15 protein-coding genes are annotated in these 14864 nt (G+C 43.5%); 4 read left to right on the top strand and 11 right to left on the bottom strand.

All coding sequences use genetic code 11. The features are described 5' to 3' along the window. Positions 1-167 precede the first annotated feature (167 nt). Genes H6F41_RS14455 through H6F41_RS14445 form a run of 3 tightly spaced genes read left to right on the top strand, consistent with a single transcriptional unit; the run spans position 168 to position 1681 of the window. Positions 168-512, top strand: a complete 345-nt coding sequence (locus H6F41_RS14455) for a hypothetical protein (RefSeq protein ID WP_190404175.1) — start codon at positions 168-170, stop codon at positions 510-512. 2 nt (positions 513-514) lie between these two features. Beyond that, entirely contained in the window at positions 515-1003 is a 489-nt protein-coding gene (locus H6F41_RS14450; RefSeq protein ID WP_190404174.1) for a hypothetical protein, read from the top strand. A gap of 9 nt (positions 1004-1012) precedes the next feature. Further along, on the top strand, positions 1013-1681 hold the full coding sequence (locus H6F41_RS14445; protein ID WP_190404173.1) for a hypothetical protein: 669 nt from the start codon (positions 1013-1015) through the stop codon (positions 1679-1681). On the opposite strand, the gene H6F41_RS14440 is transcribed toward H6F41_RS14445, so the two are convergent. The 8 genes from H6F41_RS14440 to H6F41_RS14405 all read right to left on the bottom strand — a co-directional run bounded on the left by H6F41_RS14440 (position 1678) and on the right by H6F41_RS14405 (position 10508). Then, complete coding sequence (locus H6F41_RS14440) at positions 1678-3240, bottom strand: HAMP domain-containing protein (protein WP_190404172.1); 1563 nt, start codon at positions 3238-3240, stop codon at positions 1678-1680. The two genes, H6F41_RS14445 and H6F41_RS14440, sit on opposite strands and share 4 nt — an antisense overlap. A gap of 54 nt (positions 3241-3294) precedes the next feature. Next, a complete protein-coding gene (locus H6F41_RS14435) occupies positions 3295-4689 on the bottom strand; it encodes an ABC transporter substrate-binding protein (protein WP_190404171.1) in 1395 nt (464 codons plus the stop codon). Positions 4690-4702: 13 nt separating this feature from the next. Further along, positions 4703-5368, bottom strand: a complete 666-nt coding sequence (locus H6F41_RS14430; RefSeq protein WP_199288782.1) for an HAD family hydrolase — start codon at positions 5366-5368, stop codon at positions 4703-4705. After that, the gene (locus tag H6F41_RS14425; protein WP_190404170.1) at positions 5365-6318 is read right to left on the bottom strand and encodes a phosphoglycerate dehydrogenase; all 954 of its coding nucleotides are present in this window, start codon (positions 6316-6318) and stop codon (positions 5365-5367) included. The genes H6F41_RS14430 and H6F41_RS14425 overlap by 4 nt, the downstream gene beginning before the upstream one ends. Positions 6319-6389: 71 nt before the next feature. After that, a complete protein-coding gene (locus tag H6F41_RS14420; RefSeq protein WP_190404169.1) occupies positions 6390-7415 on the bottom strand; it encodes an AEC family transporter in 1026 nt (341 codons plus the stop codon). A gap of 114 nt (positions 7416-7529) precedes the next feature. Next, positions 7530-8303, bottom strand: a complete 774-nt coding sequence (locus H6F41_RS14415) for an SDR family NAD(P)-dependent oxidoreductase (protein ID WP_190404168.1) — start codon at positions 8301-8303, stop codon at positions 7530-7532. Next, positions 8303-8734: a cupin domain-containing protein gene (locus H6F41_RS14410; RefSeq protein ID WP_190404167.1), complete on the bottom strand. Its 432-nt coding sequence runs from the start codon at positions 8732-8734 to the stop codon at positions 8303-8305. The genes H6F41_RS14415 and H6F41_RS14410 overlap by 1 nt, the downstream gene beginning before the upstream one ends. A gap of 139 nt (positions 8735-8873) precedes the next feature. Continuing rightward, positions 8874-10508 carry an iron uptake porin gene (locus H6F41_RS14405; protein ID WP_190404166.1) on the bottom strand — a complete coding sequence of 545 codons (1635 nt, stop codon included), beginning with the start codon at positions 10506-10508 and terminating at the stop codon, positions 8874-8876. Between the two features lie 340 nt (positions 10509-10848). Here H6F41_RS14405 and cutA point away from each other — a divergent pair, with 340 nt between their 5' ends. Then, positions 10849-11184, top strand: a complete 336-nt coding sequence (cutA, locus tag H6F41_RS14400) for a divalent-cation tolerance protein CutA (RefSeq protein WP_190404165.1) — start codon at positions 10849-10851, stop codon at positions 11182-11184. Between the two features lie 16 nt (positions 11185-11200). Here cutA and H6F41_RS14395 read toward each other — a convergent pair whose 3' ends face one another. The 3 genes from H6F41_RS14395 to H6F41_RS14385 are packed head-to-tail and all read right to left on the bottom strand — an operon-like array spanning position 11201 to position 14798. Continuing rightward, the gene (locus tag H6F41_RS14395; protein ID WP_190404164.1) at positions 11201-12532 is read right to left on the bottom strand and encodes a pentapeptide repeat-containing protein; all 1332 of its coding nucleotides are present in this window, start codon (positions 12530-12532) and stop codon (positions 11201-11203) included. Then, positions 12523-14571 carry an ATP-binding protein gene (locus H6F41_RS14390; RefSeq protein WP_190404163.1) on the bottom strand — a complete coding sequence of 683 codons (2049 nt, stop codon included), beginning with the start codon at positions 14569-14571 and terminating at the stop codon, positions 12523-12525. The genes H6F41_RS14395 and H6F41_RS14390 overlap by 10 nt, the downstream gene beginning before the upstream one ends. Continuing rightward, positions 14568-14798: a hypothetical protein gene (locus tag H6F41_RS14385; RefSeq protein WP_190404162.1), complete on the bottom strand. Its 231-nt coding sequence runs from the start codon at positions 14796-14798 to the stop codon at positions 14568-14570. Before H6F41_RS14385 ends, H6F41_RS14390 begins: the two co-directional genes overlap by 4 nt. Positions 14799-14864 lie beyond the last annotated feature (66 nt).

Raw genomic sequence — 14864 nt, 5'->3', positions numbered from 1 at the left:
CCTACGGGAAAATAGCTCGATGCCAAGCTTAATTTTTAGCTCCAAACAACAAAGACATAAGAGAGAGAGGAGTCAGCTCGTATAAGCTGACTCCTCTCTCTCTTTTATGTTGTGGATCTTGTCAGGGCAAAGCGCTGTAATATTCAATAATGTCACTCTATTAAATTATGCTTACTTATTCTCAGGTAGAGCAAGCTTTAAGAAACCTTGGATATACTGTCGATTTTAATCTCAATCAACAGACTAAATTAGTTGTACTGATGCCCGTTGAAGGTTATCAGTCGCCAGTGGTATTAGAATTTCGTGAAGGTTGGAAAAGCGAGTTGGGTGATGTAACGCAATTATTGCAGGTTGAATGGTTAATGGACGATCAAGAAAGTTGTCTTTTTCTAGATTTCGATTCTCTTGATGAAGTGGATGATATGCCAAATATATTTACTACTGAGAAAGTTATTCTTAGAAATATTTTTGATAAGGTTCTAGCAATGCTTGCCAATGTTTCTGAATCTTAATCATGACTAAGAAGGGTATTCCTGATAAATGTAAGCGTTGTGCGACGTTTTCGGCGGAGCAGGCACAGGAATTACATGGTGGTGACTGTTGGGATCCTACAGTTTGTTATAGTCGTCGTTCCTATGCTCGCCATCGAGATCGCATTAATTTGGTGCGATCGCGTAAACGGGTGACATCTCATCCTGAGCTAGTTGTTAATGTAGATGAATTTGCGGGAATATTTTGGGCGGTACTATTGGTTTATCGTCCTGTGGGTACTGATACTCCAGTCCATGCGATCGCAGTTCAGGTGTGGAAAGGTCAGGAGCGATTAGCGGCGATAAAGCCGATTCACTGTATAGGTATGACTGCTTCTCAGGTGCATACTTATGTGCAGAAAGTGTTGAATTTGTTAGAGTCAAATTATGGAATCAAGAAGTTTGTGAGCCAAGAACGTCTTGATCCTTGGCTTTGCCCTTTACGTCCTTGTCCTTGTCATTCTCATGAGTGAGGCAAAATTTTGCAAGTAAAGCAGCTTGAGTTAAATCTATGGGAGGCAATTGCTTCCGCTGCAAAGACCCCTGATGAGGCAGATTTACCCAAAGTCTTTGAGCTATTGGATTTGACTTTGATTGAGATGGATACGCGATCGCAATTACGGTTGGCGGGTGATGCAGTTGCGCAGATTACTGACCTGTTTTGCGATCGCACAGGTTTATTGTTTGAAAATTTACAGGCTCATGTGAATGTTGATGGGCCTGCGATGTCTGATACTGCGTTTGATCGCTATGTACGTCAATCGATGGCGGTGGACTTTGATCAATTTCTTGAGTCCCTTGAATCATTGCCAAGACGCACACCTGAAAAGTTAACAGAAGTGAACTCGATCGTTGCTTCTGTTGAGAAGGAGGTGTTACTTCAGGCTTTGGAACAGGAAAATCTACTCAGTGCAGAGCAAGAATTAGAGTTAGTGCTTGCCACGGCGCATAATGAGAATGTATCAGTTTGGATTGATGCTATCACCAACTGCCTACTTAGTCATGTTTTACCGATAACTTTGTTAGATTTATTGACGCATCTCCAATTGCCCATCGTTGAAGTTTGGCTGGGGTTACTTCTAGGTAATTTTAAATTGAGACAAAGAGGTTCTTTTTATGATCTCAAGCAGATTTGGATTGACTGCAATTAGGCTGTTTGCAGTGTTTCTATTTGTTTTTCATTAGTGACATCACGAACCATAATTACTGTGCTCAAATAACTAATCTCACCTAAATTTTCTGGGTTGGTATTATCTTCCCTGAAAATAGAAGTGGCTACTGCTTTACCAATACGGTGATTAGTTAGTGGGAATTCTTCGCTAAAAATCTCTTTAGGATTCTTTCTTGTATTGTGCAATAGATTGGTGATTTGCTCGGTTTTTAGCACTTCTTGATAGTTAACTCGATCAGAAACTTCATTAATATTAATACCGAGCATTTCCGCGATCGCAGGATTATATTGGGTGATTTGATCTTGACTATTGATCACCAATAATCCATCTACCATGTTTTCAATAATGGCTTTAATCTCACTGGTACGCTGTGCGACTTTCTGCTCCAGAGTGCGGCTGTAGTCCGATAATTGAGCCCCTGATGTTTTGAGCTGTGATGTCATTTGATTAAATGAAACTGCTAAAATTCCAATTTCATCTTCAGTTAATACTGGGGCTTGTGAATCCAGATTACCGCTAGAGACTTGGTTTGCAGCATCGGCGATTGCAAGGATTGGTTGAGAAATTCGTCGAGCAATCAAGTACACAGCGGTTAATAAAATACCTGCGGAACTCAATCCGATTAGTAAAATATCGCGAGCCAGCCGATCGGCTGGCTCAAATGCTTCTGCCTGTGAAATTTCGGCGAGTAAAGCAAGATTGAGATTATCAACCCAAATGAAACTTCCCAATACAGGAGTTTGTTTATAGTTGTTATATAGACCTTCTCCATCTTTGCCTAATGCGGCAGCGGCAATCCCTTCACTTTTAATATCTTTGGCAACTTCCTGATTGTCTCCGCCTGTTCCTGAAATCAGTATGTTTTTGCTAGCCAATCTGCCTACTAAATAGGTTTCGCCACTAGTACCTAAACCTGTACGTTCGCGAATAATATCATCAACTCCTTGGAGGTCTAGATCGACTGCTACAACCCCGATGCGATCGCCTGCTTTGTTAGTTAAGGGAGCTGCAAAGGTCATGGCTGCTTTGCCTGAGATTGCTGAAATATAGAAGTTAGGGACGATGATCCGTGATTGATCGCGAGTGAAGTAGGTAGTGGTATTTCCGAGCGGTTGATATTTGCCTTCCTTCTGTTTGTCTGTTGAAACAATCGTAATTCCATTGTTGGTGAGAATTGAAATTTGGCGAATATTTGGCTTAACTATGGATATATTCGCCATAAACTGGTTAAGTGCTTCAATGGCTGCTTTGAATTCTGGAGATTCTGGTTCCTTGGTAATTGCAACTTCTGAATTGGAGATCAGATCAGGTAATTGTGTCATTAAAATTACGTCACGACGCTGATTATCTACCCATTGATTGACTTGAGATTCCTTGAGTGAGGTCGCAACTGCTAGACGATCAATTACAGATTTTTGTAGAGCGGCACGACTGCGGGTATTGGCACTCACCGCAACAACTAAAACCGTGACAATCGATAGGAGGGAAAAGTAGGCAACAAGTTGTAGCAGGAGGCGTTTTTTGAATATGTTAATCATCTGTCTGACTCACTTTGCAGGTTGATTGATGCATTCGTATTTCTACTATTTCTTCTATTTCCACTGTGCGAAAATAGTTTTGATTTTGGCAATGGCATTGTCGGCGGCTTGCTCTGGTGTGGTTGCACCCTTTGCCACAGAATTAATTGCTTGTCCCCAGACTTGCTGTGCGCCCACATCCGCATAGGCAGGATTTTGAGCGGGATAAAAAGACCTAGTATTTTGAAATTGTTTGGTAGCAGCGAGAATGTGAGGATCTTTAGAGTCTTTATAGTAGGGATTTTCTAAAAGACTGGGCATAGTTGGGAAATACCGTCCCCCTGCTCCCTTTAAATAGGAGAGCAAGTTATCAGGTTGAATAATGTGGGACATGAGGCTTTTGGCAAGGCTTTGTCTCTCTTCTTCGGCTTTCCCTGTGCTATTGGGGTTAGCAAAGATAACTGCTTGCTTAACTGCTACTAAGTAGTTAAGTGGCTTACCACTAGCGGCTAGGGGCCATTCTGTGGTTACTAATTTTTTGTTGTAAACCTCTGGATCAAATTGTTGTGATGCGGGAATGGATAAGCCAGGGTTCGTAGTCATAAAAGAATTACGACTTAGGAATACCTGATTGTTGTCTGCATCTGACCATTGGACGGCATTGGGAGGGACGTTTTTGCTGAGATAGAAACCCGCATATTTAGTTAAAGCGTCAATAATACCTTGACGATTTTGTGGGCTGTCAGCTTGTAATTGACCATTGCTATCTAATAGCTCTACGCCATAGGCAGTCAGGAATTGCTCAAACATAAAGATGGCATCGGTAGCCTCGGCAGACATGGGCATACTGATTGCATAGATGTCTTTTTTGCCCTTGCTACGGGCAAGCTCTTGGGCAGTTTCCCAGAATTTCCAAAATTTATCCCAATCTCTAGGAATATTGCTATCGCTTAAACCCACATCGGCAAGGAGGTCGCGCCAATAATGTAAACCAGCGGCGAGTTGGGCGATGGGGACAGCATAGTAAGCAGGTTGAGGATTGGCACTGTTTTTATAGGCAACGGCTTTAAGAGCGATGGGACTAAATAGATTTTTTACAGGTTCGATGACATCGGAAACATCGATGAGTTTGTTTTGCCAAGCTAGTTTAGGATAGAGGGCAAATTCGGCGGTATTGCTAAATAGAATGTCGGGAGGATTGCCATTTTCTAGGGCATTTTCAGCATCACGGTTAACTGAGCCGTCATTGTAGAAGGTGATTTCTACTTTGGTGTTATTCTTTTTTTCCCAGTCCGCTACAATTTGCGATAGTGCTTCTGTTTCCGCAGGGTAAAAGCTTTGAATCCACCAAACTCTAAATTTAGAACTTTTTTCGGGTGGTTTATAATTTAAGACTGTGGAGTTGCTACAGGCTGCCAGACCCAAGCCTGCGAGAGATAGAGATAGCCGATTAAACTGACGACGTTGCATAGTTTTTGGTTGTTTAGAAGCTGGACGATAAACTAGTGAGATCTGGCATAACTGCTGTTTCTGCTGGGAAAGGCGCAGTTTCGGGATATCGCAACACCCTGCCTATAAATTTTACACCTGCGATGATCGCTCCCTCATAATCTGCGATCGCATCACCAACCATTAATGTGCGATCGCAATTAAATTGGTGATTAGTGATAATCGATTGGATAATGTCTCCCTTTTTGGTGGGTGAGCCATGGACAGATACAAAATAATGCTGCATATTCCGTCGTTCTATAATCCTTTTTAATTCTTGATCAGGGGTTCCTGATGCAACAAATAGGGGGATCGATTGATAATTGTTTTCGAGAAATTCGTAAGCTCCTGCCACATATTTGGCAGTGACAACGGCATCTTCGACGTATTGGCAAAAGCGATCGCCAAGGTTTTGTTCTTCATCTTTGGTGAGCGGTTTACCGAGTAAAACTTCTTGGTAATAACGAAACTTCTCAAATCTAGATATGCCGCCATGCAGCAAATGATAGTCGCGGACTTGCTCGACAAAGCGATCGCCATATTCGGCATAAAGAGCCATAAATGCTTGGGTTTTTACATCGACAGACTCAACAAGTACACCATCAAAGTCAAAGATAATGGCATCATATGTAGTTGTTGTAGTGGTTTTCATTACATTCATGATGTGATTAACTCCTTGGCTAAACCCATGTTAACGAGACTGTCTAATAGATTTTGGGCTGCTTCCTGTTCCATTTGAATTCTGGCTTCCTTGGCATAGGAACCCATATGGGGAGTTAGGACGACTTGAGGTAGAGAGAGGAGTTTACCTGTGTATGGTTCTTCTTCAAAGGTGTCAAGGGCTGCACCTGCTAAATGTCCTGATACGAGAGCTTCATACAAAGCTTCTTCATCGATGAGTCCTCCCCTTGAAGCATTAACGAGAATACTGCCAGATTGCATTTTGTGAATGAAGTCTCGATTCACAAAGTGATGATTTTCTTGGCTGTAGGGAATATGTAGGGTGATCACGCTTGATCGTTCGAGAAGTTCGTCTAAGGAGGGTAAGCAAATGGTATCTGCGAATAGAGAATCACAGACAAGATCGTAGGCGATGGTTTGTGCGCCAAATGCGCCGATCAGTTGCCCGACCCGTTTACCGACACGACCATAGCCCACCAAACCAATGACTTGAGCTGCTAAAAGTTTGCCCATTAAGGGTTTCCAATTTCCTTTACGGAGATTGTGATCTGCTTCTGAGGTGCGGCGCAGGGTGGAGAGAATCAGGCTGACGGTTAGCTCGGCGACGGCGATTACTGGGGCTGATGGGGTGATATGGACGGGAATATCTAGTTCGGCGGCGGCAATCAGATCGACACTATCGGTTCCGATGCCACAGCGAGAAATGACTTTTAAAGATTTTGCGGAAGTTAATACTTTGCGGCTGAGTGGTTCAACTCCTGCGATCATGCCGACAATATCGCTATCATTGAGAAGTTCTAAAATCTCTGCTTCTTTTAACTTTCTGCCATGGGGATTTAAAACAAATTCAAATCCTTGATTTTGCAGAGATTGTAATACTTGATTATGGGCGATATCAAAGGAAGATGTGCTGATTAGTAGCTTGGGCATGGATTAGAAGCTCCTTTATCTAATTGATGGTCTTGATTGATAGTCTGTTAATTTAGTGACTTTGACTTTAGTTAAGAAAATAGCCATAACCAGATCGGGATGGTGAATAGCAGAAGAACCACGCCAAAGGCTAAGGTGGTTACGGTTAAGTCTCGGTCTAGGTTATAGGCTTGAGCAATGACAAGGGTTGAGAAGGCGGGTGGCATTGCCATTTGTAAAACCATTGCCATGCGAGGTTCACCTGTGACTCCAAAGAACATTAATCCAGTGCCGACCACTAATGGTGTGAGCAGCATTTTGATAGACAAACAAGTTAAAGCTTTTTTGATGTTACGCAGGGTCTTTAATTGGCTAAGCTGCATTCCAATCATGACTAATGATAGGGTTACGGTTGTCCATGCGATCGTATTCATTCCCGATGAAACGATGGTGGGTAAAGGGACAAATCGCATTCCTAGACCGATGGGTAAACTCCAGAGTGCAGGAGTTTTTGCCATGGAAAGAAAGGGGTTTGGCGGTTTCTTGCCGCTAGACATACTGCCATAGCGGCTCGCTAGGGCAACTCCGACGGAGTAGGCGGCGATGGTAGAGCCAATGAGGTCGTAAAATAGTGACCAAGCGAAGTATTGGGGGCCAACAAGGGCGAGGCTGATGGGATAGCCCATAAAGGCTGTGTTGCCCAAGGTCATGGCTAGCAAAAAACTCCCTTGGGTTGCGCCTGACCAAGATGTTTCCTGTTCTACGCTGGCCTCCATATTGGGAGAACTTTGGAAGCGTTGTTCTTTAGTGGTAATTCCCCGTGATAATTTTCTAAATCGTTCATCACTCAATCCGAGATCGATCCAGATCCAAGCTAGTCCTGCGCCTACTAAAATGGCTGCCCATGCTGTTGTGGGTGCAATGATAATCCATCCTGATAAGTCGGCTTGACGTAAAAAGGAAATGATACTAATCGGTACTCCGAAGAATAATAAAACTTTGCCGAGGTAAGTAGTAAAGCTTTTAGGAAGTAATTTCCCTAGGATGTAGCCTAATAGATTCCATCCAATTAACCTTACGTAGAGCATTACGAGGGGATTTTGTAGAAGTTCAGTCATAGGATTTCAACCATATAAGTTGAGCATGAAAATTGTAAGATCATTGAGAGGATAATTGTTGTTAAATAGTTTGTATTGGCATGTTTGAGATTCATAGGAAAAGATGTTTTATTTTCAGAACTGTCCTCCATTGACATCAACTATTGCACCTGTCATATAACTAGATAGTGACGAGGCTAGAAACAAGATTACATTGACCTGTTCTTCCATAGAGGCAATTCTACTTAGGGGGATGGATTCAATTAGTTTTTGTTCGGCTATGGGGGCTAGGGTTGCGGCTAGCATTGGTGTATAGGTTTGGCTGGGGCAAATGGCATTGACATTGATTTGAAAGGGCGCTAGCTCGTAGGCTAGTTGTCTGGTGAAGCCGATTACCCCCGCTTTTGATGCTACATAGTGAATTCCTGAAACCTTGCTGCGAAAATGTCCTGCAATTGAGGAGACATTGATGATTTTGCCACTATGTTGTTGCTTCATAATTGGCACAATTTCTTTGCAACAAAGAAATTGACTGGTGAGATTGGTTGCCATTACTTTGTTCCAATCTTCTAGGGAAATATCTTCTATTTTCGCGACTTGATTGATGGCTGCATTGTTAATCAGGATATCGATTTGCCCGTATTTTTGGACAACTGTTGCGATCGCAAATTTGACTTGAGATTCATCGGCAACATCACAGCAAATTGATATTGCTGATTTGCCCGAATTGTTTAGCTCAGAGACAATGGCTTCAGCGCCGCTACGGGAAATAAATACTGTATGTGCGCCATAATTTGCGATCGCAGACGCAACTTCTTGACCAATACCGCTGCTTGCCCCAGTAATGATGGCAACTTTGCCGTTAAAACTATCTCTAAAGCGATCGCAGAATTCCTGTGGTTTTGCCATTAGTCATCAATAAAAATATGATTGACATCAGGTTTACCAATTGCTAAACGGATTGATGGTTTATCCCCAACGACGCGAATATTATGAACCACTTGGCGGGGGACAAATACAATGTCGTCCTTAGTCGCACGATAGGTTCCATGACCATCAATATCCCACTCTAGCTCCCCTTCCATGACCACCCACCATTCATCTTCTTCAGCATGGTAATGGGTGCGGTTGCTCTCACCCGGTTTTTGGCAAATCATCACGGCGCTCATCATGTCGGTATAAATGAGGCGTACAGACCAAGATGGTTCACCCATCTCTTGTTTGATATCTTCAAGGCGATTAAAAATACGGTTGATGCTGCCGTGGGTATTTGCTTTGGCAACACCATCCTCTTTCATGACCGTGGCAAGGTCGCAGTCTTGTTTTGCGATCGCAGTCATAGCTGAAATTACTCCGTTTATTTCTGTGATTGATTAAGTGTCAAACCAAAATCTATGATGTGATTGTTACATCATAGATTTTGATTCTAAAGTTAAACAGAAAGTTACGCTTTGCATGACTTTCTGTTTAGAGTATGTACTAGAAAGTAAAGGTTGTGCGAATTACGCCCACAGTTGCTGTTGGATTAGTGCTTACGCCTTCGGGGTTAAATACCCAGAAGACTCCGGGGGTGATGCTGATATTCTTATTGACTCGATAGCGATAGAACAATTCTAAATGGTAAGGAGTTGAATTAACTGCTCCTAAAGTTGCTAGTCCGCTAGCTGATGAACGATTTATTGGTTGTCCAAACAGAACACTTCCTGCACTTCCTTCACTGAACAAATCATTGAAAGTTAATCCTGTAATCCAACTTGTAAAAGTCGTAGACGCTGAGTTGTTCACTGAATCTGCAAAAATTACAGTTCCCCAAGTGTGGAATGTGACTTTGGGGGCAAATCGCCAAGCCAAATTTCCACCAATTGAATTAGCTCTAATAGAAGTTACTCCAGCCGCACTAATAGACTCGCTACTGCTCAAGCCTGTACTGAGTGAGTTGCCTTGGTGGTAAGTGTTGGCATAGGTTACAGAGGCATCGAGATTGTCAGTGGGCTTAAATAGCATCTGCACTAGGGCAATGCTGGAGCCGCCGAATAAACCACCTTGTCCACCAGGGGCAGGGGAAGCAGGATTAGAAGTTCCATAGCCTGCTTGGATTTTGAATTTATCGGTAACTTTCCAATCAAAGGCAAACAGAGAAGATGTACCCGCAATCCGCATCAGGGGATCAAAGCGTCCGAAACGGGAAATAGAACCTTGACCATTGCTCGCTACAGGAGAAAGGACGGTAAAGAATTCATCAGGAAAGCTAACTGGAGCAACGTAAAGAGTTACCTTATCATCGAAAACGGGGAATTTGTAGTCAAGCAAGCTTAATCTAAATGAATTGTCGGTTCCTGAAGCTCCAGGTCCAATTCTAACGGAATTTGTTCCTAAGGCATCCGCTAAACTGCCACTATTACCTGCGGTTGTAGTGCCTGCCGCTGCAAGGTTGTTTCCTGCCTCTAAGCGGGTTCTCAAGGAATCTTTCCCTGTGAAGCTGGTATTGAGGAGGAGACGGGTGCGATTGCCTAATGTCACATTTGCCTTTCCATCTAGAGGCCCCCCACTACCTGCTGTGAGTGAGAAAATCGCTTCTCCTGTTAACTTGGTTGTAGTTGAAAACTGTTGTGCCTCTAATTTGGCAGTTTTGGCATCGAGAGCATCAACGCGACCGCGCAGAGTTGCCAATTCACTCGCAAATTCTTCCTGTAGCTTTTGGAGTGTTGCTAAATCCTCTTGGCTAACTTTGTCAGCTAGACCCGCAGAGATGATCTCATTGATTTTGTCGAGACAGGCATTTAAACCTGCGGCAAATTCATAGCGGCTAGTGGCTTGATTTCCGCGATAGGTGCTGTCGGGATATCCTGCAATACAGCCATAGCGTTCAACTAGAGATTGAAGAGCCGTGAAAGCCCAGTCAGTGGGTTTGACATCGCTGAGCTGCGATACTGATGTAACGTTTTGGGCTAATAGAGGGTCTTGTAGTTGGAGACTTTGGTAGGAATTGATAGAAGGGTTAATATTTGTTGCGTCTGTCAATGTCTCTGCATGAGCGATATTTGAGAAGGTAGCCAGACCTGTGATAGTAGATAGAAGCGATATTGAGCAAATATAGCTATTTCTCTTGAACATGTTGAAGTAATCCTCTTTGCACACCTAAGCTTTAAGCGTAAACTGGTTAGACTTGGATGTCAAAGGAAGCTGAGCTTAAATCATCATTTCAAGATGTTTAAATAATAGATTTAAAATTCTCTATTGCCCTTTAAATGGTCGATACAGAATTTTAAATTTTAAATTTATTTAGGCTTAGTTTTTGATTAAATCAAGTAAATTGATTTACAAATATTTAAATAATTTTTTGAAGGATTGTACTTTTGATAACAGCGGAAATTTTTCAAAACATGTACTTATCTGAGAGACTGGAGGGCCACCCACTAAACAGGTGAAACACTCTATTTGAGAACAGGGATATATGCCTAATTCAGAACTTGAATTTATAGTCGTGATGACGACCTTGCCCGATCGCAATCAAGCTGATCAGCTTGCCAAAATTTTAGTTGCCGAACAGCTTGCTGCCTGTGTACAAATTATGCCTAGCATGACTTCCTTCTATATGTGGGATGGCAAACTTTGCCAAGAGCATGAGCATTTGCTTTTAATCAAAACTGTTGCTAAAAACTATGACGCTTTGGTGGTGAAATTGCGATCGCAACATCCCTACGAAGTGCCAGAAATTATGGCTCTACCCGTAATTGCGATCGAGGACAATTATGCGCTTTGGGTAAAAGCTATGTGTGGTCAGGGCTAGTAGTCAGGACTAAGCGCTACTTGCATTCGCCAATGCTGCCATCGGTCATGGTCGCGCCGCAAAAATTGGTTTCCCGCAAAACTGCACCCCGCAGATTTGCACCCGTTAAATTAGCTCCTGCGAAATTGGTGCGTTGTAAATTTGCCCCGACAAAATCAGCACCGCGCAGGTCTGATTGACTAAGATCGGCATCGATAAGCTGCGCCCCACGTAATCGCGCTAGGCGCAAATTTGCCCCCGCTAGATCCATGCCTTTAAAATTGCTATCTTCGCCGCCACGGTTGACGATTTGCCAGACAGTGCGCCATTTGCGATCAATCACTGTCTCTTCATTAATGATGCTTTCTCGCAGGTTGGCAAGGCGGAGATTTGCCCCTGACAGATTCGCATCGGACAACTGCGCCCCTGCAAAATCAGCTTCGGTTAGATTGGCTCTAGTTAAATCGGCATAGCGTAAATTGGCGGAGTTGAACTTGGCGCGAACAAGATTACTTCGTCTGAGATTGGTGATGAATAGATAGGCTTGAGTAAAGTTTGCATCTTCAAGATCCACTCCTGCGAGGTTGGCTTTTTCAAAATTTCCACCCGATAAATCGGCGGCAATTAGAGACTGTCCCTCTACGCGCTGATTGACGATTTTCCAAACTAAAAACCATTTAGGCTCAAAAAAGGTATCACTATCAATTTTGCTCGATCGCAAATCCGTATGAAATAAATTTGCGCCTGCAAAGGTTGCTCCTTGTAGGCTTGCTCCTTCAAGGGTGGCTCTGGTGAAATTAACGTCACTTAAGTTAGCGCGGCGAAGATTGACCCTTTTTAAGCGGGCATTGGTGAAATCAGCTTTTTCGAGTTCGGCAAGGGAGAGGTTAGCACTGTCTAGATTTGCGCCATTGAGATTCGCTGCGATTAGTTTGGCAAATTGGAGGTCGGCATTTTTAAAGGAAGCTTGATTGAGAATGGCGCGTTCGAGGTTGGCATATTTGAGATTTGCCCGAAATAAATTTGCCCCTTCCAGCTTTGCCTCTAGCAGATTTGCATTGAGAAAGTCGGCTCCTGAAAGCAGGGCAAAGCGAAGATCTGCTCCCAACATATTGGAACGCATAAATTTTGCGCCATCCAACTTAGCCCCCCGTAGATCGGCTTTACGGAGATCGGCATCGCGGATATTTGCACCGATGAGATCAGCCCCCGCCAGTCTGGCATCGGGAAGATCGCATTCAGAACATTCTTTGGTTTTCACCAACTGCTCGACATGGCTCTGATTGGCGGCAAATGCGGCAAATACTGATGTCCCTGAAACTAGGGCGATGAGGGCAGAAATTGCGATCGCAGCTTTAGCTATACCCATCCTTTTATTTCCGTATCCATCATTGGTTTTTCGAGTTTAATATACTCAATTTTGGCGGCTTGCAAGATATGTTTCATTTGCACAGGCTCACGATGATCGGCGGCAATGAAGGCGGAATTGAGGGCAATATTGCGAATATTACCACCTGCAACGCTGAGCTTACCAAGTTTGAGATAGTCCAACTCAAAGGTTGGCGTTTGTGTGGGAAAGGCTCTGCGCCAAATTTCGGTACGTTGCTCGGCATCGGGGAAGGGAAACTGAATTACAAATCGTAATCTGCGTAGAAAAGCTTGATCGAGGGAATTTTTGAGGTTGGTGGTGAGGACAGCAAGACCGCGATAGGCTTCCATCCGTTGCAATAGATAGCTAACGCCTACATTAGCATGGCGATCGTGGCTATCTTTCACCTCGGTGCGTTTACCAAAGAGGGCATCGGCTTCATCAAATAACAAAATAACCCCTCCACCTTCGGCGGCATCAAAAATACGCTTGAGGTTCTTTTCGGTTTCTCCAATGTATTTATCAATTACAGAACTGAGGTCAATCCGATAAACATCAAGCTTTAACTCATTGCCCAAGACCTCGGCGGCCATCGTTTTACCCGTGCCACTAGTGCCAGCAAACAGAGCGCTAATCCCTAGTCCGCGCCGACTCCTGCCTGCAAATCCCCATTGCTCGTAAACAGTTAAGCGCTGGCGGACATGGGCGGCGATGTCATGGAGAACAAATTTTTCCTTGGATGGCAAGATCAAATCTTCCCAAGTTGCTGTGGTTTCTACCCTTTGGGCAAGCTCATCTAGGCGAGGTCGCGATTGGGAACGGCAAGCATCCCATAAAGATTGATGGAATGGTTGATCGGATTGCTGTTGATGGGTGCTTTTGGCTTTGAGCGCCGCGTTAGATATCAGGCTAGGGGAAAGATTGAAATAGGAAACGAGTTGATGAATGGAACTATTTAGATCATCATTTAGAGAATCGGTAAGCCCGCTATCAAGATTGCCGAGGGCAAGATCGCTGAGAGACTTTTCCCAGAGGATTTGTTGTTCTTGGACAGAGGGCGACTGCACATCAAAGGTGATGATCGAGCGTTGGTGTTGGCGGCGACGGCTTTGGCTACTAATGATCATTGGACATTTTAAAATCTCAATTAGATAGCCAATGGCGAGATCTTGGTTTTGATTAGGAGCTTCATCGCGATCGCAATCTAGCAAGAGAGCAATATCGTTGAGGGTATATTCGCGATCGCAAAGTTGAGCAATTAATTGCAGATTACCTAAATCATGGGGTAGTAAACTGGCAGGGATTTTGTAAAGTTTTAATTCCAGATTGCTGCAAATATCAGAGGCGATCGCAATTTTACTGGTTACATCCTCACCGCATAGTTGTAGTACGGGCAAATAATTAACATCACTAGATTCGGCAGCATTGACCCAAGTAGAAATTGCCTGATCGGTAATTTGCTGGTGCGAATTAATCTGGACAGAATTAGAAATAACTGGTTCGAGAATTTGTAACAAGCGTTCATCTAGATGTTGATCGCCCATCAAATAATGCAAAATTCGTTCATTAATGCGGAGAGGGCTGGAGGTGAGGGCATTCCCCGCACCAATTTCCACCATATGCCATTGGCGTAAATTGGAAGCAGGAGCAAGAGCTGACCAGTCAGGAAGCTCTAATGCCGACATGGCAAGATTAAAGGTGGGATAGTTTTGCTTTGGGTCATTGATAACTTCGGCACAGAGTAATCCCCAACTTGAATCAAATTCCATCCCTGCACAGAGCAGCAAAATATCTCTTTCAAAACGCGACAGATTGAATTTGTCGCATAGTTGCGATAGATGACTGTCAAAATTTAGGGCTGAAGGTTCAAAACTTGGGACGATAGTTTTGCTAATTTCGTCACCTTCACCAGTTTTACCATTACGACTAGCAATATTTTTTTCTAAGGTAAAGCGTATTTTTGCGATCGCACTAAATAAATCGCGTTGGCTAGATTGTAGCCATGCCGCACTACTGATCGTCTGGCTAGATGCGGTCATTTTGCTTCAGTTACAGTGTGAATAAGCTGTTCTAGATAGGTTGTCGCTTCTTTGGCTGGGAGCAGGATTACTTTGCCTTGGCGGAGAATTTCATACTTGCCACCATGAAAGCCATGTCCTGCAATTAACCCCATCGATATCGCAAGGTTCCCCAATTCCGTGAGCTGATTGATGCTCACGGTTTCCATTTCCAGATTTAGCCGATCTCTGAGTTCATCCTGATTCATAGCAATATTTAACGAATTTAGTAATTTGTGCTTGCTTAAACTTTTCGGAATACATTGAGTTGTATC

This window comes from Pseudanabaena mucicola FACHB-723, from assembly GCF_014696385.1.
Lineage (GTDB): Bacteria > Cyanobacteriota > Cyanobacteriia > Pseudanabaenales > Pseudanabaenaceae > Pseudanabaena.
Note: the sequence above shows the minus strand (reverse complement) of the source record. Positions and strands in the feature narration are given on the sequence as shown.